Raw genomic sequence first — 18,669 nt, 5'->3', positions numbered from 1 at the left:
CACCGATCCCGTCAAAAGGCCTTCGCGGCCTGCTTTTTGTGCGGTGCAAACTAAAAGGGCGGGGCGACTTCGTCTACCCCGCCCTTCACAATTTAATACGCTTTGGCAGAAGGCGTCAAAGCGCCTTTTGCAGTTCCGGCAGAATGACGAAAAGGTCGCCGACGAGGCCGTAGTCGGCGACCTGGAAGATCGGCGCTTCCTCGTCCTTGTTGATGGCGACGATGACCTTCGAATCCTTCATGCCGGCAAGATGCTGGATGGCACCGGAGATGCCGACGGCGATGTAGAGATCGGGTGCGACCACCTTGCCGGTCTGGCCGACCTGCCAGTCGTTCGGCGCGTAGCCGGCGTCGACGGCGGCACGCGAGGCGCCGACGGCCGCACCGAGCTTGTCGGCGATCGGCAGGATGACTTCCTGGAATTTCTCCGAAGAGCCCAGCGCGCGGCCGCCCGAGATGATGATCTTGGCCGAAGTCAGGTCCGGACGATCGGTCTCGGAAAGCTTGTTCTCGACGAAGCTCGACAGGCCGGGATTGGCCGCCGCCTGAACCGTCTCGACCGGGGCGGAACCGCCTTCGGGGGCGGCCTGGAAGGAGGCGGTGCGCACGGTGATGACCTTCTTGGCGTCGCTCGACTGCACCGTCTGGATGGCGTTGCCGGCATAGATCGGCCGCTTGAAGGTGTCTGATGACACCACTTCGATGATCTCCGACACCTGCGCGACGTCGAGCAGGGCTGCCACGCGCGGCGCGACATTCTTGCCCGACGAGGTTGCGGGCGCGATGATCGTGTCATAGGCACCGGCTATGCCGACGACGAGTGCCGCCAGCGGCTCGGCGAGACGCTCGGTGAGTTCGTCGGCTTCGGCGAGCAGCACCTTGCTCACGCCCTTGAGCTTGGCGGCGGCGTCCGCCGCGGGCTTGGCGCCCTTGCCGGCGACCAGCACATGCACGTCCGAGCTGATCTGCAGTGCCGCCGAAAGCGCCTTGGCGGTCTGGTCGGAAAGCGTCGCATTGTCGTGTTCTGCGATGAGGAGAATAGCCATTGTTGTTGTTCCTTTCCCGATCGCTTACAGCACGCCGGCTTCGTTCTTGAGCTTGTCGATCAATTCGGCGACGCTCTTGACCTTGACGCCCGCCTTGCGGCCGCCCGGCTCCTCGGTCTTGATCACCTTCAGCCGCGGCTTGACGTCGGCGCCGTAGTCGGCCGGGCTCTTCTCGTCGAGCGGCTTCTTCTTGGCCTTCATGATGTTGGGCAGCGAGGCATAGCGCGGCTGGTTGAGGCGAAGATCCGCGGTGACAATCGCCGGCATATTCAACTCCACCGTCTGCAGGCCGCCGTCGACCTCGCGCGTCACCTTGGCCTTGTCGCCATCGATGACGACCTTGGAAGCAAAAGTGCCTTGCGCCCAGCCCAGAAGCGCGGCCAGCATCTGGCCGGTCTGGTTCGAATCGTCATCGATCGCCTGCTTGCCGAGGATGACGAGACCGGGCTTTTCCGCCTCGACCACGCCCTTCAGCACCTTGGCAACGCCCAGCGGCTCGGTCTGCTCGTCGGTCTTGACCAGAATGGCGCGGTCGGCACCCATGGCGAGCGCGGTGCGCAAGGTCTCCTGCGCCTGCTGCGGCCCGATCGAGACAACGATGATCTCTTCCGCCTTGCCGGCCTCCTTCAGCCGGATCGCCTCTTCGACCGCGATCTCGTCGAACGGGTTCATCGCCATCTTGACGTTGGCGAGTTCCACCGCCGAACCGTCAGCCTTCACACGAACCTTCACATTCGCATCCACAACCCGCTTCACGGGCACAAGGATCTTCATTTGCCTGTCACCTCTTTCACGATAGCCACCTCTTTCAAGATAATTGGGCGCGCTATAGCAGCGCACGCCTCATCAGAGTTGTCGAAAGCCGACATTCCGGACGGAATTCTGGTCTCCGACCGCCTAGTGTGGGAAAGCTTCCGTAGTTGCGGCGGCCCCGCACGTCAATATCCGGGGCGCGCCCAAATCATCCGCGACGCACTCAAATCGGTTCAGTCCGGACTGGAGGCGCTTCCCCGTCCCCAGCGCGGCGCCGGCTGCGCTAGCGGGTCGCTCGGCGCCGGCTCTGTGGCAACAGGTGCCGGGCCGACGACCAACGTGGTCTCTTCCTCAGCACCGGCAAGCAGTGGTACGGCGCGGTTGCGCAAGACGAGCACCAGCACGGCCCCGGCCATGATGCCGCCGACATGGCAGGCCCAGGAAATCTGATCCTCGCCGCCGGCAGCGAACATCACGATCTGGAACAGGATCCACAGGATGAGCGGGATGAACGCCGGGATGCGCAGCGGAATGCGGGCGAAGGCCAGCACCCATACCTTCACCCTGGGGTAGAGGATCAGATAGGCGGCGACCACGCCGGCGATGGCGCCTGAGGCGCCGATCAGCGGAACCTGCGAGTCCCACGCGATCAGGCCCTGGAAGAAGGCGCCGGCGATGGCGCAAAGCAGGTAAAAGATGAGAAAGCGGACATGACCGAGCGCGTCCTCGACATTGTCGCCGAACACCCAGAGGAACAGCATGTTGCCGCCAAGATGGAAAATATCGGCATGCAGGAAGGAATAGGTGACGTAGCTCAGGCTCTCCGGGATGACGACAAACTGCGGAGCCAGTTCGACGCTGTCGTGGACGACCGACGGAATGAAGCCGAGGCCCAGCACAGCGGCGTTGGTGAACTGCTCGCCGCCAAGCGCGGTGGCGAAGTAGATGAGCGTGTTGAACGCGATCAGGCCGATCGTCACATATTGCAGCTTGATGTGGCGCAGCCGGTTGGTGTCATAAAGCGGGATAAACATCGGACCCCTCCCGCCTCGGCAGTTTCAGCGGTTCTTGCCGGGAACCCATAGCACGTCGGCGTTTCCATTGTCATTGACCGCGCGTGCGGCGACGAACAGAAAGTCCGATACGCGGTTGATGTATCTTATCGCCTCGCGGTTGACATGCTCGCCTGGGTCCTGCGTCAAAGCCACCATGATGCGCTCGGCCCGGCGGGCCACCGTGCGGGCGAGGTGAAGGGCAGCCGCCGCCGGCGTGCCGCCGTTGAGCACGAAGGATTTGAGCGGTTGCAAATCCTTGTTGAGCAGGTCGATGTCTTTTTCGACACGGTCGGTCTGCGCAGCGGTGATGCGCAGCGGCTCATAGCCGAGCGGCTTGCCGTCGTCCGGCACGGCCAGATCGGCGCCGAGGTCGAAAAGGTCGTTCTGGATGCGGCCGAGCATCGCGTCGATCGCCGGATATGTTGCTGCGGTGTGGATGCGGGCCATGCCGATGCAGGCATTGGCTTCGTCGATCGTGCCATAGGCGTCGATGCGCAGATCGGATTTCAGCCGCCGTTCACCGGTGCCGAGGCCGGTGGTGCCGTCGTCGCCGGTGCGGGTGTAGATCTTGTTGAGCTTGACCACGCTCTGCCTCCCGAAATCGCCACCCTCGTCACTTGCGGGTGAAATACACCGCCAGCATGATCAGCACCAATGCCACGAACTGCAGCAGCACCCGCGTCTGCATCAGCTTGTTGGAGGTCATGCCGGAGCCGCCGCGCATCATGTTGATGAGGCCGCGGATCAGCACGATCACCACGGCGACCATGACGAGGACAGCGAGGATGTTGAAGACGGTTGCCATAGTGTGTTTCCAGTCGATTGCGTTCAGGCGCGTTTGGCAAGCAGGCGGTAGAGCATTGATGCCGGCAGGATGCGTTTGAGGATAACGCCGATCCTGGCCGGCACCGTTACCACATAATGCGGATGCGGGCGCCGCGACAGAAGCGCATGGCGCAAGGCCGCATGAACCACCTCCGGCCCGGCCTTCAGCCGTGACGTGCTGCCGCCGGCCTGCAGCCGTTGCAGCTGCGCCTGGTAGGCGAGGCGGTGGACGGAATTCTCACGGTCGATATTCCTGAGAAACCACACAAGGCCGTTGCTGGCGATCTTCGATGTCACTGGCCCCGGCTCGATCAGCGAGACATGGATGCCGCTGCCCTGGAGTTCCTGATGCATGCACAGCATCAGCCCTTCGATCGCGTGCTTCGACGCCGAATAGGCGCCGCGAAAGGGCAGCGGCGCCAGGCCGAGGATCGAGGAGCAATGGACGAGACGGCCATGGCCCTGGCGCCGCATCACCGGGACGACACGGCGGGTGAGGTCATGCCAGCCAAAGACATTCGCCTCGAATTGCTCCCTGAGTGCCGCGACAGGCAGGTCCTCGACGGCGCCGGGCTGTGCGTAAGCGCCGTTGTTGAACAGGGCATCGAGCCGTCCGCCCGTCCGCTCCAGCACCGACGCCACCAGCGTCTCGATGGATCCGGCCTCGCGGTAGTCCAGATAGAAGGCCTCGATGCCATCGGCCTCGAGGGCGGCGATGTCCTCCGGCTTGCGTGCCGTCGCGAACACCCGCCAGCCTTCCGCCTTCAGCGCTCGGGTGCAATAGGCGCCTATCCCGGAAGAAGCTCCGGTGACGATGATGGTGCGCAACTCTCCTCCAGGAGGAGGCGTGGTTTGACCTAGGCTTGCCATTTGCCGCAATCCCTTCCCATATTCGCGGCGTCGAGACAATCGAAGGGAACGCGGTTCGTGTTGCGGAAGATCGTAGCCGTCAAACGCGTGCTCTATGACGCGTTCGGCCATTTCGATGCAGACGATGGCTGGGCGATGGCCAGTCATCTGGCGATCACGGCGCTGATGGCGCTTTTCCCCTTTTTGATTTTCGCCACGACGCTGGCCAGCTTTCTCGGCGCGCAGGCTTTTGCCGACACCGCCGTGCATCTCGTCTTCGACACCTGGCCAGAGCAAATCGCCAAGCCGATCGCGCGCGAAGTGCTCAACGTGCTCACCGTGCAGCGCACCGACCTGCTGACCTATGGTGTGCTGCTTGCCGCCTTCTTCGCCTCGAACGGCATCGAGGCGCTGCGCACCTCGCTCAACCGCGCCTACCGCGTTTCCGAAACGCGCGGCATCATCTATCGCCGGGTGCAGAGCATCGTCTTCGTGCTGATCGCCACGGCAGGTTTTCTGGTGATCAGCGTGCTCGTGGTTTTCGCGCCCTTACTGGGGCGGCTGGCCGAGGCCAATTTCGAATGGATAAAGCCCTATATGGGCACGATCACGCTGTGGCGTTACATCATCGCCTCCGCCGTCATCGTCGGCGGGCTGTTTGCGGTGCATTACTGGCTGCCTGCGGGCAAGCGCCGCTTCGTCTCAATCATACCGGGCATCATCTTCACGCTGATTGCCTGGCTCATCGGGTCGACCATCTTCGCCGCCTATCTCGACCGTTTCTCGTCCTATGTGACGACCTATGCCGGCCTTGCCTCGATCATGGTCGCGGTCGTCTTCCTCTATATCGTCTCGGCGATCTTCATACTCGGCGGTGAGCTCAACGCCGCGATCAGCCGCTATCTGGAGGCACGCGCCCGCGTCGGCTGATTCTTATTTGAGCATGATCTTCTCCGAAAACCGGTTGCCACTTTTTGCTTCGCTGACCTTCGGCTCGGATCATGCTTTGGTCGGCTGAGCGGTTGCCAGCCCGACGCCGAGCGTCGCGATCGCCATGCCGACGATCTGGACCAGATTCAACTGTTCGCCGAACAAAAGCCAGGCGATGACCGCGGTGACCGCCGGGACCAGATAGAACAGCGAAGCGACTTTCGACATCTCGCCGTCGCGGATCATCACCATCAACAGGAAGATGGCGCCGATCGACAGCACCAGTACCAGCCATGCCATGGCGAAGATCAACTCGCCGTTGACGACGACCGTTCGCGTCTCGAAGGCGAGCGAGGCCAGGACCATCACCGACGCCCCGCCGACATATTGCCATTTGGTGGCAGCCACGAGATCGCCGCCGGAGGCGAAGCGCTTCTGCCAGATCGTGCCGGCGCTCATGCCGAGCACCGAGACAAGCGAGGCGGCCAGCGTCTCGGCCGTCACGCCGCCGCCGAGGGCACCGAGTTTCGGCCAGAGCACGATGACCACACCGACCAGGCCGATGCCGAGACCGGCCCAATGGCGCGGCAGGATGGCCTCGCGGAGAAATCGGCCGGCCATCACCGCCGTGATCAGCGGCTGCAGCCCGACGATCAAGGCCGAAAGCCCGGCCGGCATGCCCCTGTGGATCGCCCAGAACACGCCGCCGAGATAGACGCCATGCATCAGGATGCCGGCGCCGGTCGCGTGCAGCGCTTCCGCGCGCGTCGCCCGCCTGGAACCGAGTGCTGCCATCAAGGCGGCCAACAGGACGGCTGCCAGAACGAAGCGCGCGGCCAGGAAGGTGAACGGCTCGGCCCACGGCATGGCGTAACGCGCGCCAATGAACCCGGTCGCCCACAGGACGACAAAAGAGGCGGGGATGAACCGCTTGATGCTGTGCATTTTCCGGAGGCTGCCGCGTGGTCGGTGAGGGTTGACTGTCGCGACTGCTGTAAAGTGGTTCAACCTGGCAAGCAAAACCAAACGGTTGATCCATAGGCTCATCCGAATTGAAGGATGCGCTGGTCAGGGGGATCAAAACATGATCCAGTTCCTCTGCACAAAGGATTTCGTTCTTCGACTGCGTTTGAAAGGGATTGTCGACGGTCGCTGCCGGCCTGCAGCTGCCAATCTCCAACGTCTGCGATTAGCCGTAGCCCCCGCACCTTCGTCATCCTAGGGCGGAGCAAGGAGCGAAGCGACGCGGCACAGACCCTAGGATCCATTCCGTGACCTCAGAGCGTCACGACGGTGCAGAACCTTTGATGGCGGAGGGACAGCGCCCCCCTCTGTCCTGCCGGACATCTCCCCCACAAGGGGGGAGATTGGCAGCTTTGGCGCACCGCTCGCTCTTGCGACAGTGGCGGTTCGCGAAGGCGGTGGTGACGGCCGATCTCCCCCCAAGTGGGGGAGATGTCCGGCAGGACAGAGGGGGCGCGAAGGATCACTACAGATGAGCATTAATCCTGAGCCGCTTCATTCCTCGGCTGAGGTAACGGCATCGATCCAAGGGTCTGCGGCGCGTCGCTTCGCTCCTTGCTCCCCCCTGCGAATGACGAAGCGACTATGCGCTTGGCCCTAAATCCCAATCAGCCGCCTGACATCGGCCGGTGATGCGCCGGCCTCGCGCAGGGCGGCAAGACCGGTATCCCGAAGACTCTTCGACAGCTTTCGCCCGTCTGGGCCAAGGACGAGACGATGGTGGAAGTAGCTTGGTTGCGGTAGGCCGAGGATCTCCTGGAGCAGGCGCTGCACGCCGGTGGCAGAATAGAGGTCCTGGCCGCGCACCACATGGCTGATGCCCTGCAGAGCGTCATCGACGACGACGGCGAGATGATAGCTTGTCGGGATTTCACGACGCGCCACGATCACGTCGCCCCAGTCCTGCGGCCGAGCATGCACCGTGCGTGTTGCGGAAAGCCTCTCATCCGAAAATTCCAGCCATGACAGGTCTGTGCCGACGCGCGCCATCGCAGCATCGACGTCGAGCCGCCAGGCGAAAGGCGCATTCTCGGCAATCCGTCGCTGGCGTTCCCTCATCGGCATTGCCTTGTCGACGGCGGGATAGAGCGGCACGCCGTCCGGGTCGCGCGGCCAATCGCGGCCGCGCTTTTCGCTGTCGGCAATGAAGGCGCGGATTTCGCCACGGCTCATGAAGGCCGGGTAGACGAGTTCTTCCCTGATCAGCCGGTCGAGCACCGCCTGATAGTCGGCGAAATGCTCGGACTGGCGGCGCACCGGTTCTTCCCAGCCAAGCCCGAGCCATTTCAGATCGCGAAAAATGCCGGCCTCGAATTCCGGCGTGCAGCGCGTCGTGTCGATGTCCTCGATGCGCAGCAACAGGCGCCCGCCTGTTGCGCTGGCCAATTTTTGATTGAGCAGCGCCGAATAGGCATGGCCGAGGTGCAGTTCGCCATTTGGGCTCGGCGCGAAGCGGAATGTCAGGAGTGTCATACTTCGGCGGCAATCGGGTTGTGCGGGCGCTTTCGCCAGTTGCTACTTTGCGCCTGATTACGAATTGCTATTTTGCGCTGGGAACAAGCAAGCATGCAACGCATCGCCACGCTCGACGACATCGCGCAAGGGCTCGACGCGCTCTGCCTGCTCGACCCGCGTCTCGCAAAGGTGCGCGGCATGGCCGGCGAGGTGCCGCTTCGGCTTTCCGAGCCGGGGTTCAGAAGCCTTGCCTCGATCATCGTCTCGCAGCAGGTTTCCCGCGCAAGCGCCGATGCCATCTTCGGGCGGCTGACAAAACTGGTCGATCCGCTGACGCCGCAGGCGATCCTTGCCGCCGACGAAGCCATGTTTCGCGAGGCCGGACTGTCGCGGCCGAAGCAGCGCGGTCTGATCGCCGTGGCCCAGGCGTTGGTCGACGGCCTCGACCTCGATCATCTCTGCTTGCTCGACGCCACTGAGGCGATCGCGGCGATGACCAAGGTGCCGGGCATCGGCCAGTGGACGGCGGAAGTCTATCTTTTGTTCGCCGCCGGCCACCCCGATGTCTTCCCGGCACGCGACGTTGCCCTGCAGAGCGCGGTCGGCCACGCGCTCGGCATCGACCCGCGTCCGCCCGAGAAAACACTGATCCAGCTCGCCGAATCATGGAGCCCGTGGCGAGGTGTCGCATCGCGGCTTTTTTGGGCCTATTATCGCGAATTGAAGGGCAGGGACGCCGCGCCTCCGGCCTGAATTCGCAAAAAAGCATTGAAATCAGGCGCTTTTGGCGTGGCGTTTGATCGACAAGCCGCTTCACATCCCTGTCATGTCGGGCTTACAGTATCCGCGCCGACAGGTTGCAGCGCCGCGCATCCGATTGGATGCGCAAAGGACGCTGTAGGACTTTTGAATCTGTGCATGATCCTTTCCGAAAATCAGTCGATTTTCGGGGTCATGCACTGGACCAAGGAGGTCAATGACGTGACGGTTGCCGTATCTCCGGATGGGCTTCCAGCACTGGTGCTGAACGCGGATTACCGTCCGCTCAGCTATTACCCCCTGTCGCTCTGGTCGTGGCAGGACGCCATCAAGGCGGTGTTCCTCGAGCGGGTGAATATCGTCGCCGAATACGAGCACGCGGTGTCGTCGCCGACCTTCTCGATGAAGCTGCCGAGCGTCGTCAGCCTGAAGGCCTATGTGAAGCCATCGCGGCATCCGGCCTTCACCCGCTTCAACGTGTTCCTGCGCGACCGTTTCCAGTGTCAGTATTGCGGCACACCCGAGGATCTGACCTTCGACCATGTCGTTCCCCGCCATCGCGGCGGCGCGACGACGTGGGAGAATGTCGTCGCCGCCTGCTCGCCGTGCAATCTGAGGAAGGGCGGCATGATGCCGGCGCACGCCAAGATGTGGCCGCTGCAGAAGCCCTACCAGCCGACGGTGCATGATCTGCACAACAACGGCCGCCTGTTTCCGCCCAACCATTTGCATGAAAGCTGGATGGATTATCTCTACTGGGATGTCGAACTCGAGCCGTAGGGTCGGCGTCAAACATTGAGCTGCTTGGCCGACGCATGTACAAGATCATGATCGAGTGCCTTGACGTCGCGCCAGGTTCAGGTCCGCAAGCTGCCATCGACATAGAGCAAGAGTTTCGCATCCATCGGACTTGGCACGAGCGGCCTAGCTGCACTTATGCCAATGGGAAACTTCTACTAATCGCACGAAATGACTTTGACGCCGACGGAAAGGCCCTGCTCGACGAATTCTGGGACTGTCTGGCCGCATATCTCGGAGAGCACGGATCGATGCACATCCTAGGTGTCGAGCAGGTCTGAGGCAGCCCGAACCTGTTTGCTCAGTCGCGGGCAAAGGCGCCGCGGAAGGCGATGACCGCCAGGACAAAGCTGGCGATGGCGTTCCAGCCGGCCAGCGACAGGCCGAGGATGCGCACGGCGGCCTTGTCGCAGGAGGGCGGGACGAATTTGTCGAGCGCGTCGAGCACGCCCTTGCCGCCGGTATCCACCGGTCCTGCCGCCGCCGCACAATCGGTCGGCCCCGGCCACCACGCCCATTCGACGCCGGAGTGATAGACGCCGAGATAGACGCCGTAGACCATCAGCAGGCCGCCGACGGCCAGCAGGCCGCGTGTCAGCCAGGCCGGCCAGCGCAGCGCCGACGACAGCACCGCAACCAGCATAAGCGGCACGCCGATGTAGTAGGGGGTGCGTTGCTCCAGGCAGAGCTTGCAGGGGATGTAGCCGCCCAGGTGCTGGAAGGCCAGCGCCGAGCCGACGGTGGCGGCCATGGCGACGGCGAGGACCAACGCCGTCCGCATGCGCTGGCGTCCACTGTCGGCATTCACGGTCGCTGTCATCGATCTACCGTCCATTCCCGTCAGAGCAAAGGATGGGTCAATTCGAATATCCTTGCTCTAAAACGCGTATTTGACGACGATATAGAGCGAAATCAGGGCAGCGGCGGCGGCGCCGGCGATCATGCCGAGGCGCTTTTCGATGAACTCGCGGATCGGTTCGCCATAGCGGCGCAGCAGCCAGGCCAGGAACAGGAAGCGGGCGCCGCGCGCCACGATCGCCAGCGCGATGAACAGCAGCAAAGGCGTGCCGATAACGCCGGACAGGATCGTCACCACCTTGATCGGCGGCAGATGGGCGAGGCCGGAGGTGATCAGCATCAGGACTATGAATCCGGTGCCCGCCGAGACGCGCAGTGTCTCGAAGTCGTCGTACTTGCCGTAGAATTCGAGGATCGGCCGCGCCACCGTGTCGTAGGCATAATGGCCGATGTACCAGCCGGCGATGCCGCCCAGAACGGAAGCCAGCGTGGCGACCAGCGCGTAGCGATAGGCGCGATCCGGCCGCGCTAGCGCCATCGGCAGGTAGAGCACATCGGCCGGCACGAGAAATACCGAGCTTTCGACGAAAGCGATGAAGGCCAGCCACCATTCGGCGGATTTCTTTGCCGCCAGCGACAAGGTCCAGTCGTAAAGTCCGCGAAGCATCGGCACTCCTGATGCACGTCGCCCAAAATGCGCAGCGGTTTTGGGATGACAATGCATAAAAACAAAGACCAACGCGCGCCACATGAATTTCTCCAGCCGCGACGCGCTTCAATGCGCCGCCTGTCTAGAAAGATTTTTCGCGCCGCACAATGGCCGCAGCTACACGAAATCGAAAGGCTGGGGTCGAGCGAAGGCCGCATGTCGGGAATTGGCCAGTTGACGAACAGGCCTCCAACCGTATAGTCCGCGCCCATCCAGGCCGCCCGGCCTGAGCCCCTATGGCGGAATTGGTAGACGCGCTCGACTCAAAATCGAGTTCCGCAAGGAGTGCTGGTTCGATCCCGGCTAGGGGCACCATTTTCCACCCGAGACACCTTGAAAGCTCGGTGGGACGTTATCCCAGGCGCACCTGGGATAACCCCAATTGAAGGCCCGGGCCGGTTCTTCCTGATTAGATCGGCCTCCGTAGCCAAAATTTGCTATTACATCGGCCCCGGCACCATCTTGGTCGGCTGCTCCGGCATCGGAAACGCGTAATTGTCGCATTTCACGTCGGGGTTCGTCGGGCTGAACATTCCAAGTGGGTTGTCCTTGAACAGCCAGACGTGAAGATCGTAATGGTAGAACTCCACCGGAATAAGCGGATAATGCCCCTCCATCGGCCCCTGGAACGTCTGTCCAAAGAGTTTCGGCGGCTCCTTGGTGTCGGGCGTCAGCGGAACAAGCCATTCCACGGCCACCAGGCGCAAGCCGCCGTCGACCGGCTCATAGATTAGGACATTGGGGCGCGTCGGATCTGGTGTCGGGCTGACGCTCGCGACGTTGACGAAATGAATGCCCATCGCGCCCTTAGGATAATCCATAGCTCCAGCCACTTTTTCGCCGCTGTAATAAACGCATCCGACCGTCGACAGATAGAGGTCGCGAATGGCGGCCTTGTAGTCTTCGTACTTCGAAAGCGATTGTTTCAGGGCATCGATCTCGACCTTGCCGGGCTCGGCGGCCTGACCTGCGGCCGCAATCAGGCAGGCGCCGATGAGGCCGATCAAAGCGAGAATACTGCGTCGCCTGAAGCAAGTTGTTTTCGTCATGCATTCCTCCCAGTTTTTGTTCTGGCCGTGCAGGACCGAGGCGGCAATGATGCTGGTTGCGCGGCCGAATTTATCGCCTCATCCCGGTTGGGACTGCGTTGATGCTAATCCTTTCCGCTGGGTGGGAGAATTAATCCTGATGCCCTAGTTCCTCTGCACAGTCATTTGGTTCTTCGACTGACGGTTGCTGTCGACCGGCCTCCAGCTGCACAATCTCCAACGTTTGCGATTAGCCGTAAGCCCCTGCGCTTCGTCATCCCAGGGCGGAGCAAGGAGCGAAGCGACGCGGCGCAGACCCTGGGATCCATTCCGTGACATCCGCCGAAGAATGCTGCGGCCAAGAACGGCGCTTGTATCCGCAACGGTGCCAGCTACCCTTCCACCATGACCGGCTATGCCACGATCACCGCGAGCCAGAAGCGTGGCACGATCTACATCGCTTCACCAGCCGCTATGGCGTGCAGCGACTGGCCCAGCGCGAGAAGTCGCTGAAGCGCTGGCTGCGCCAATGGAAGATCGACCTGATCGAGAAGACCAATCCAGAGTGGTTCGAACTCTTCCGCGGGACGGGGTGGTAGCGTTCGGTTCTGGCCCCCTGGAGCACTGCCGCGAGGTAACGGCATGGATCCCAGGGTCTGCGCCGCGTCGCTTCGCTCCTTGCTCCGCCCTGGGATGAAGAAGTGGAGGGATGCTTCGGCTAATCCTAGAGGTTTGCGATTTGCCACTGACAGGAAATATCGACGTTCGCTGCTGATTGGCCCGACCTGTCAAACCAGGTCCCGAGCAGGACCACCAAGCCTACCGCCGTCCCAGCAAGCTCTTTATCCGGTTGCGCAGGAGGCGCGCCATGTTGCGGGTTTCGCGGTAGAGGTGAAGCTGCGACGCCGCCTGGCGGGCGAGGCGGTCGGCGTCCGGCGTCAGGCCGATGACCAGCGTGCCGATCGGCCGGCGCTCCGTCCATAGCCGGCTCATCACCGGATGGTCGGGCACGGCGCAGGAATCGGTCATCAGGATGTTGGGGTCGTCGAGATGCTGCCTGGTCACCTCGATCATCAGCAGCGTGCCCGGCGAATAGGCGGCGAGCGTCTCGTCATAGGCCGTCTTCCAGGTATAGGCGACGCCGGCCTCGACGAAGACGATCAGGCTGGCGATGGTGCGGTCGTCGAGTGTGAGCGAATGGATGCGGCACAGATCCTGCTCGGCCAGCCGGTGCACGGCCTCGCGGGCGAAGGCGGCGCGGTAGCGGTCGATGGCCATGGCGGTGCGCTCGCGGCCTTTCCAGCCGGCAGCTTCCAGCGTCAGGAAGCGTTCAATGGCATGGCGGATGTTTTCCGGTCCGCGCGCCACCAGATGCTCCAGCCTGCCGAGGTCGGCGAGGCGGCGCTTCAGGCGGCGGAACTCGCGATAGTGGTGCGAGCGCAGTGAGGCCTTCAGATAGTCCTCGCCGTCGAACTCGCTTTCGAGCATCGGGCGTTCGGCCTTGCCGGTGGTGACCAGCGTCAGGCCGCGCGTCTCGGCGACGGTGGTCAGCAGGCTGGCCACCGGGCCGTCGAGCCGGATGTCGGGCAGGACGAAGACTTTCGGCAGTTTGAGATGCGGCCGCGACAGCATCGAGAAGAAATCCTCGATGACGCCGACGGGATCGTCACGGTCGACCAGCGGCGTGCCGATCGGGCCGAACGGGCTCGACCATGTGCGCATGACGCGCACGCCGAGTGGCACCGCCGGCCGCTCCACCGAGAACGGCACCAGCAAGCGCAGCCGGTTGCGGTATTCGTTGCCGTCGCGGATGACCGCCAGCCGCACCTCGCGGTCCTCCAGCCGCGGCATGGCCGGCGCCAGGAAGCGCGGATTGAAGAAGACGTTGGGCTCGATCGTGCGGGTGCAGAGATAGTCGAGTTCCTCGACCAGGTCGAAGCCGGCCGAGGCCGGGTAGACGGCCAGTTTGCGCTCGGGCCGGTCGTTGGCCAAGAGTTCGATATGGGCGGGGTCGGCTTCGCGGGCGAGCCCGGCCAGGCCGGACACCATGGCGCCGGCCGGGCCGCCGCTGGTTTCCTCGAGCAACGGGATGGCGGCCATCACGCGGCTCCTTCGGCGGCTACGAAAATGGCCATGACGATGCCGAGCCTGCGCCAGACCGTGAAGGACAGCGCGCCGGCCTCGAAGATCATCGCGAAGGCGGTGGCCATCGCCGCGCCCCACAAGCCAAAAAGCGGGATCAGCACCAAATTGAGGCCGATGTTGAAGACCAGCGTCATGGCGTAGACGGCGGCGCAGATGTTCTGGTTGCCGCTCATGGTGAGCAGGCTTTCGCAAGGGCCGACGGCGGCGCGGGCGACGACGCCGAAGACCAGCAGGAACAGCAGCGGATAGCCGGCAACGAATTCAGGCCCGAACAGGCTCAGCATCGGCTCGCCCAGCACCAGCACCAGCAGCGCCATCAACAGCGACGGCCAGAACGTCCACGACACCGTTTCACGGGCGAAGGCGGCTAGCTTTTCGGGCTCGCCATGGGTGAATTGCGCGTAGCGCTGGGCGACGCCCGCCTTGACCGCGAAATAGACGAAATGCACCAGCGCCAGCGTTTTCACCGTGGCGAAATAGACGGCGACATCGTTGGGGTTCATATAGGCGCCGACCATCAGCACGTCGGCATTGGTGAGCAGGAAGAAGAAACCTTCGACCAGGAAGATCGGCAGCGACACCAAGAACCACTGCGCGAAATGCACCGTCATCGGCCCGGCCGGGATTTTTTTGTCGATGCGCGTGGTGATGCCGATGAGTTGGCCGAGCGTGGTGGCATAGGCGGCGGCGATCGAGGCGAAGATCGCGGTCCTGGCGTCGGGCGCAAAGCCCACCAGAAGCATCAGCGCCATGAGCGCCAGGATCAGCACCGGCCGCACCAGATAGGTCGGCGCCAGCGCAAACAGCGCCCAGGAGTTGGCCCGCGCCAGCCCCTGCAGCAGATCGGACATGGCGATCATCGGCATGCAGATGAGGCCGAGAATGAACGGCACGACATAGTAGTTTTCGATAAACGGCGAGAGCAGCCAGACGCCGAGCGCGCCGAGACCGGCGATCGCGGTCGAGGCAACCAGCACGAACAGGCGGCTGGTCAGCACGATGCCGCGCAATTCGGCCAGCATGTTGCGCTCGCGATATTCGGGAATGAAGCGGATGACCGAAGTGTGGAAGCCGAGGCAGGCGAGATTGCCGACGATGACCATCGTCACCCAGACGAGGACGAAAATGCCGTATTCGAACGAGCCCATCCAGCGCGCCATCAGCACCTGGCTGGCGAAGGCGATGACGGCGCTGACGATGCGGATCGAGAAGGCGATGAGCGACATGCGGCCGGCTTCGCCACGCTCGTCGGCGGTGAACAGCACGGCATCGATGCGGCCAAGCAGCGGTTTTACGCGCAGCGCAAGGCGCTGCGGCAGGAACCGCCCGGCTGTCGTCGCCGCGGAAAAGCGCACCAAATACTCTCCGTTTTCGGCTTCTTCTTCGGGGCTGGGTCTAGCCAAAACACATTAAGAAACGGTTGGGTGGGGAGGGAGTGCTCCCTTCTCCCCGTTCACGGGGAGAAGGTGCCGGCAGGCGGATGAGGGACGGCGCCGGCTTTGTGCCATGTTCACCGTTCGCGGCAGAACGCGACGAAACGACAGGCCAGCTGATGGAAAGGAGCTGAAGGCCCATTTCCGGTGTCGGCGGGACAGCGCCCGCCTCTGGCCGCCTGATATCTCCCCCACAGGTGGAGAGATTGGCTAATCGCCGACGTCAACGCCGCCCCTCATCCGCCCTCCGGGCACCTTCTCCCCGTGAACGGGGAGAAGGAAAAGCGGCGCCTTACGCGAACGCTCCATGGCAATGCTTGTATTTCTTGCCCGAACCGCAGGGGCAGGCCTCGTTGCGGCCGACCTTGCCCCAAGTGGCGGGGTTTTGCGGGTCGCGGTTTTCGGGGGCGACGGTGGCGTGGGTCTCCTGGCGGACCAGAAGTCCGGTCTCGCCGCCGTTAAAATCGTCCTCGCCGGTGGTGCCGTCGAGATGGCTGCCGAACATGTCGGGCGCCTCGGGCGGCGGCGCTTCGGCGGCCTGGCGGACCAGCTCGACGCGCATCAATTGCGCGGTGACGGCCTGGCGCAGATTGCCCAGCATCGCCTGGAACAGCTCGAACGCCTCGCCCTTGTACTCCTGCAGCGGGTCACGCTGGGCGTAGCCGCGGAAGCCGACGACCGAGCGCAGATGGTCGAGGTTGACGATGTGCTCGCGCCACAGATGGTCGAGCGTCTGCAGCACCACCGAGCGCTCGACATAGGTCATCACGTCGGGGCCGAAGCGCTCGGCACGCTCCTTGGCGGCGGTCTCGGCGGCCTGGCTGATGCGCTCGCGGATGTCGTCCTCGGCAATGCCCTCTTCCTTGACCCAGTCCTCGATCGGCAGGTCGAGATTGAGGAATTCGGCGACCTCGGCCTTGAGACCGGCGACGTTCCACTGCTCGGCATAGGCGTTTTCGGGAATAGCCTTGGCGACGATCTCGTCGATGACGCCCTCGCGCATCTCGGCGATCATTTCAGGGAGGCCTTCGCCGTCCATCAGTTCGATACGCTGCTCGAACACCACCTTGCGCTGGTCGTTCGAGACGTCGTCATATTTCAGCAGGTTCTTGCGGATGTCGAAGTTGCGCGCCTCGACCTTCTTCTGCGCCTTTTCCAGCGCCTTGTTGATCCACGGGTGGATGATCGCCTCGTCTTCCTTGAGGCCGAGCTTCTGCAGCATGCCGTCCATGCGCTCGGAGCCGAAGATGCGCATCAAATCGTCCTGCAGCGACAGGAAGAATTTTGACCGCCCGGGATCGCCCTGGCGGCCTGAGCGGCCGCGCAACTGGTTGTCGATGCGGCGCGACTCGTGGCGCTCGGTGGCGAGCACGTAGAGGCCGCCGGCGGCCAGCGCCTTTTCCTTCAGCCGGGCGACGTCGTCGCGGATTGCCTTTTCCTTGGCTTCGCGCTCGGGGCTAGCCGGCATATCGCCAAGCTCCTCGGCGATGCGCATGTCGGCATTGCCGCCGAGCTGGATGTCGGTGCCGCGGCCGGCCATGTTGGTGGCGATGGTGATGGCGCCGGGTTTTCCGGCCTGGGCGACGATCGCCGCCTCACGCTCGTGGTGGCGGGCGTTCAGCACCTCGAAATCCGTAAAACCTTCCTTGCGCAAACGCGCGGCCAGCAGCTCGGATTTCTCGATCGAGGTGGTGCCGACCAGCGTCGGCTGGCCCTTGGCGCGAGCCTCCTTGATCTCCTTGACGATCGCCTTGTATTTCTCCTCGACGGTCCGGTAGACCTCGTCGTCCTCGTCAATACGGATCACCGGCAGATTGGTCGGGATCTCGGTGACGTCGAGATTGTAGATATTGCCGAATTCCTCGGCCTCGGTCAGCGCCGTGCCGGTCATGCCGGCGAGCTTCTTGTAGAGGCGAAAATAGTTCTGGAAGGTGACGGAGGCGAGCGTCTGGTTCTCCGGCTGGATCGCCACATGCTCCTTGGCCTCGAGCGCCTGGTGCAGGCCTTCCGAATAGCGGCGGCCGGGCATCATGCGGCCGGTGAATTCGTCGATGATGACGATCTCGCCGTTGCGCACGATATAGTCCTTGTCCTTCTGGAACAGCTGGTGCGCCTTCAGCGCATTGTTGACGTGGTGGACGATGGCGACGTTCTCGACGTCGTAGAGCGACTCGCCCTTGAGCAGGCCGGCGTCGCGCAAAAGGTTTTCCAGCTTCTCGGTGCCCTCCTCGGTGAAGATCGAGGTCTTCTGCTTCTCGTCGATCTCATAGTCGGCCGGCTCGAGCTTCAGCATGAAGGCGTCGATGGTGTTGTACATTTCCGAACGGTCCTCGAGCGGACCGGAGATGATCAGCGGCGTGCGCGCCTCGTCGACCAGGATGGAATCGACCTCGTCGACGATCGCGTAGCTGTGGCCGCGCTGCACCATCTGAGCACGCTCGAATTTCATGTTGTCGCGCAGATAGTCGAAGCCGAGCTCGTTGTTGGTGGCGTAGGTGACGTCGGCGGCATAGGCGGCGGCGCGTTCCTCGTCGGACAGGCCATGGACGATGACACCGACGGTAAGGCCGAGGAATTTATAGACGCGGCCCATCCATTCGGAGTCGCGTGTGGCAAGATAGTCGTTGACGGTGACGACATGGACGCCCTTGCCGGCGAGCGCGTTGAGATAGACGGGCAGCGTGGCGACCAGCGTCTTGCCCTCGCCGGTGCGCATCTCGGCGATGCCGCCATTGTGCAGCACCATGCCGCCGATCAGCTGCACGTCGAATGGGCGCATGCCGAGCACGCGGCGCGCCGCCTCGCGCACGGTGGCGAAGGCCGGCACCAGGAGATCATCGAGGCTGGCGCCGTTGGCGACGTCCTGGCGGAATTTTTCCGTGCGGGCCGTCAGCTCGGCGTCGGAGAGCGCCCGCATCTCGTTTTCCATGGCGTTGATCGCTTCGACGCGCGGCCGGGTCGACTTGACCCGACGATCGTTGGAGGAGCCGAAAACCTTACGGGCGAGACCGCCAAAACTGACCATTCAATGGTCCTTTCGATAGCATTCCAAGTCGTTGCGACG

19 protein-coding genes and 1 tRNA gene are annotated in these 18,669 nt (G+C 63.2%); 6 read left to right on the top strand and 14 right to left on the bottom strand.

What is annotated here, in order from left to right:
• Nucleotides 1–115: 115 nt before the first annotated feature.
• The 6 genes from CIT26_RS15570 to CIT26_RS15545 form a co-directional block, all read right to left on the bottom strand.
• Nucleotides 116–1,045, bottom strand: coding sequence for an electron transfer flavoprotein subunit alpha/FixB family protein (locus tag CIT26_RS15570; RefSeq protein WP_095493400.1), 930 nt, complete (start codon nt 1,043–1,045; stop codon nt 116–118).
• Between the two features lie 24 nt (nt 1,046–1,069).
• Nucleotides 1,070–1,819, bottom strand: coding sequence for an electron transfer flavoprotein subunit beta/FixA family protein (locus CIT26_RS15565; RefSeq protein ID WP_095493399.1), 750 nt, complete (start codon nt 1,817–1,819; stop codon nt 1,070–1,072).
• A gap of 212 nt (nt 1,820–2,031) precedes the next feature.
• On the bottom strand, nt 2,032–2,832 hold the full coding sequence (locus CIT26_RS15560) for a rhomboid family intramembrane serine protease (RefSeq protein WP_095493398.1): 801 nt from the start codon (nt 2,830–2,832) through the stop codon (nt 2,032–2,034).
• Between the two features lie 24 nt (nt 2,833–2,856).
• Nucleotides 2,857–3,438 (bottom strand): cob(I)yrinic acid a,c-diamide adenosyltransferase, encoded by a 582-nt coding sequence (locus tag CIT26_RS15555; protein WP_095493397.1) that lies wholly within the window; start codon nt 3,436–3,438, stop codon nt 2,857–2,859.
• 28 nt (nt 3,439–3,466) lie between these two features.
• Nucleotides 3,467–3,658 carry a twin transmembrane helix small protein gene (locus CIT26_RS15550; protein ID WP_023797244.1) on the bottom strand — a complete coding sequence of 64 codons (192 nt, stop codon included), beginning with the start codon at nt 3,656–3,658 and terminating at the stop codon, nt 3,467–3,469.
• A gap of 23 nt (nt 3,659–3,681) precedes the next feature.
• Nucleotides 3,682–4,548, bottom strand: coding sequence for an SDR family oxidoreductase (locus CIT26_RS15545; protein WP_095493396.1), 867 nt, complete (start codon nt 4,546–4,548; stop codon nt 3,682–3,684).
• Between the two features lie 57 nt (nt 4,549–4,605).
• Between CIT26_RS15545 and CIT26_RS15540 the strand changes: the two genes are divergently transcribed.
• Nucleotides 4,606–5,457 carry a YihY/virulence factor BrkB family protein gene (locus tag CIT26_RS15540; protein WP_095493464.1) on the top strand — a complete coding sequence of 284 codons (852 nt, stop codon included), beginning with the start codon at nt 4,606–4,608 and terminating at the stop codon, nt 5,455–5,457.
• Between the two features lie 69 nt (nt 5,458–5,526).
• Here CIT26_RS15540 and CIT26_RS15535 read toward each other — a convergent pair whose 3' ends face one another.
• Nucleotides 5,527–6,402: a DMT family transporter gene (locus tag CIT26_RS15535; RefSeq protein ID WP_095493395.1), complete on the bottom strand. Its 876-nt coding sequence runs from the start codon at nt 6,400–6,402 to the stop codon at nt 5,527–5,529.
• A gap of 675 nt (nt 6,403–7,077) precedes the next feature.
• Nucleotides 7,078–7,953, bottom strand: coding sequence for a tRNA glutamyl-Q(34) synthetase GluQRS (gene gluQRS, locus CIT26_RS15525; RefSeq protein WP_095493394.1), 876 nt, complete (start codon nt 7,951–7,953; stop codon nt 7,078–7,080).
• Nucleotides 7,954–8,046: 93 nt separating this feature from the next.
• Here gluQRS and CIT26_RS15520 point away from each other — a divergent pair, with 93 nt between their 5' ends.
• The 3 genes from CIT26_RS15520 (at nt 8,047) to CIT26_RS15510 (ending at nt 9,773) form a co-directional block, all read left to right on the top strand.
• Entirely contained in the window at nt 8,047–8,688 is a 642-nt protein-coding gene (locus CIT26_RS15520; RefSeq protein ID WP_095493393.1) for a DNA-3-methyladenine glycosylase family protein, read from the top strand.
• Between the two features lie 228 nt (nt 8,689–8,916).
• The gene (locus tag CIT26_RS15515; protein WP_029348574.1) at nt 8,917–9,474 is read left to right on the top strand and encodes an HNH endonuclease; all 558 of its coding nucleotides are present in this window, start codon (nt 8,917–8,919) and stop codon (nt 9,472–9,474) included.
• A gap of 35 nt (nt 9,475–9,509) precedes the next feature.
• Complete coding sequence (locus tag CIT26_RS15510; protein ID WP_095493392.1) at nt 9,510–9,773, top strand: hypothetical protein; 264 nt, start codon at nt 9,510–9,512, stop codon at nt 9,771–9,773.
• 20 nt (nt 9,774–9,793) lie between these two features.
• Here CIT26_RS15510 and CIT26_RS15505 read toward each other — a convergent pair whose 3' ends face one another.
• Together CIT26_RS15505 and CIT26_RS15500 are read right to left on the bottom strand one after the other, a co-directional pair.
• Nucleotides 9,794–10,312 (bottom strand): disulfide bond formation protein B, encoded by a 519-nt coding sequence (locus tag CIT26_RS15505; RefSeq protein ID WP_095493391.1) that lies wholly within the window; start codon nt 10,310–10,312, stop codon nt 9,794–9,796.
• A gap of 57 nt (nt 10,313–10,369) precedes the next feature.
• Nucleotides 10,370–10,957 (bottom strand): YqaA family protein, encoded by a 588-nt coding sequence (locus tag CIT26_RS15500; protein ID WP_095493390.1) that lies wholly within the window; start codon nt 10,955–10,957, stop codon nt 10,370–10,372.
• A gap of 272 nt (nt 10,958–11,229) precedes the next feature.
• Here CIT26_RS15500 and CIT26_RS15495 point away from each other — a divergent pair.
• A tRNA-Leu gene (locus CIT26_RS15495) sits at nt 11,230–11,314 on the top strand.
• 125 nt (nt 11,315–11,439) lie between these two features.
• Here CIT26_RS15495 and CIT26_RS15490 read toward each other — a convergent pair.
• Nucleotides 11,440–12,048, bottom strand: a complete 609-nt coding sequence (locus CIT26_RS15490; protein WP_095493389.1) for a hypothetical protein — start codon at nt 12,046–12,048, stop codon at nt 11,440–11,442.
• A gap of 311 nt (nt 12,049–12,359) precedes the next feature.
• Here CIT26_RS15490 and CIT26_RS15485 point away from each other — a divergent pair, with 311 nt between their 5' ends.
• Entirely contained in the window at nt 12,360–12,626 is a 267-nt protein-coding gene (locus tag CIT26_RS15485) for a GIY-YIG nuclease family protein (protein ID WP_425350350.1), read from the top strand.
• A 220-nt stretch (nt 12,627–12,846) separates the two neighbouring features.
• Here CIT26_RS15485 and CIT26_RS15480 read toward each other — a convergent pair whose 3' ends face one another.
• The 3 genes from CIT26_RS15480 to secA form a co-directional block, all read right to left on the bottom strand.
• Nucleotides 12,847–14,127, bottom strand: a complete 1,281-nt coding sequence (locus CIT26_RS15480) for a GNAT family N-acetyltransferase (RefSeq protein WP_095493388.1) — start codon at nt 14,125–14,127, stop codon at nt 12,847–12,849.
• Complete coding sequence (locus CIT26_RS15475) at nt 14,127–15,527, bottom strand: lipopolysaccharide biosynthesis protein (RefSeq protein ID WP_095493463.1); 1,401 nt, start codon at nt 15,525–15,527, stop codon at nt 14,127–14,129. The genes CIT26_RS15480 and CIT26_RS15475 overlap by 1 nt, the downstream gene beginning before the upstream one ends.
• A gap of 370 nt (nt 15,528–15,897) precedes the next feature.
• The gene (gene secA, locus CIT26_RS15470) at nt 15,898–18,630 is read right to left on the bottom strand and encodes a preprotein translocase subunit SecA (RefSeq protein WP_095493387.1); all 2,733 of its coding nucleotides are present in this window, start codon (nt 18,628–18,630) and stop codon (nt 15,898–15,900) included.
• Between the last annotated feature and the right edge of the window lie 39 nt (nt 18,631–18,669).

The sequence above is a fragment of the Mesorhizobium temperatum genome, assembly GCF_002284575.1.
Classification (GTDB): Bacteria; Pseudomonadota; Alphaproteobacteria; order Rhizobiales; family Rhizobiaceae; genus Mesorhizobium; species Mesorhizobium temperatum.
The sequence above is the reverse complement of the archived record's forward strand: the minus strand, read 5'-3'. Positions and strand labels throughout refer to the sequence as shown.

Excerpts from the sequence above, each read along its gene's own strand:
- CIT26_RS15500 (WP_095493390.1), bottom strand. The coding sequence starts at position 10,957 with ATGCTTCGCGGACTTTACGACTGGACCTTGTCGCTGGCGGCAAAGAAA.
- CIT26_RS15480 (WP_095493388.1), bottom strand. The coding sequence starts at position 14,127 with ATGGCCGCCATCCCGTTGCTCGAGGAAACCAGCGGCGGCCCGGCCGGC.
- secA (WP_095493387.1), bottom strand. The coding sequence starts at position 18,630 with ATGGTCAGTTTTGGCGGTCTCGCCCGTAAGGTTTTCGGCTCCTCCAAC.
- CIT26_RS15520 (WP_095493393.1), top strand. The coding sequence starts at position 8,047 with ATGCAACGCATCGCCACGCTCGACGACATCGCGCAAGGGCTCGACGCG.
- CIT26_RS15550 (WP_023797244.1), bottom strand. The coding sequence starts at position 3,658 with ATGGCAACCGTCTTCAACATCCTCGCTGTCCTCGTCATGGTCGCCGTG.
- CIT26_RS15505 (WP_095493391.1), bottom strand. The coding sequence starts at position 10,312 with ATGACAGCGACCGTGAATGCCGACAGTGGACGCCAGCGCATGCGGACG.
- CIT26_RS15570 (WP_095493400.1), bottom strand. The coding sequence starts at position 1,045 with ATGGCTATTCTCCTCATCGCAGAACACGACAATGCGACGCTTTCCGAC.
- gluQRS (WP_095493394.1), bottom strand. The coding sequence starts at position 7,953 with ATGACACTCCTGACATTCCGCTTCGCGCCGAGCCCAAATGGCGAACTG.
- CIT26_RS15510 (WP_095493392.1), top strand. The coding sequence starts at position 9,510 with ATGTACAAGATCATGATCGAGTGCCTTGACGTCGCGCCAGGTTCAGGT.
- CIT26_RS15565 (WP_095493399.1), bottom strand. The coding sequence starts at position 1,819 with ATGAAGATCCTTGTGCCCGTGAAGCGGGTTGTGGATGCGAATGTGAAG.
- CIT26_RS15490 (WP_095493389.1), bottom strand. The coding sequence starts at position 12,048 with ATGACGAAAACAACTTGCTTCAGGCGACGCAGTATTCTCGCTTTGATC.
- CIT26_RS15560 (WP_095493398.1), bottom strand. The coding sequence starts at position 2,832 with ATGTTTATCCCGCTTTATGACACCAACCGGCTGCGCCACATCAAGCTG.
- CIT26_RS15545 (WP_095493396.1), bottom strand. The coding sequence starts at position 4,548 with ATGGCAAGCCTAGGTCAAACCACGCCTCCTCCTGGAGGAGAGTTGCGC.
- CIT26_RS15535 (WP_095493395.1), bottom strand. The coding sequence starts at position 6,402 with ATGCACAGCATCAAGCGGTTCATCCCCGCCTCTTTTGTCGTCCTGTGG.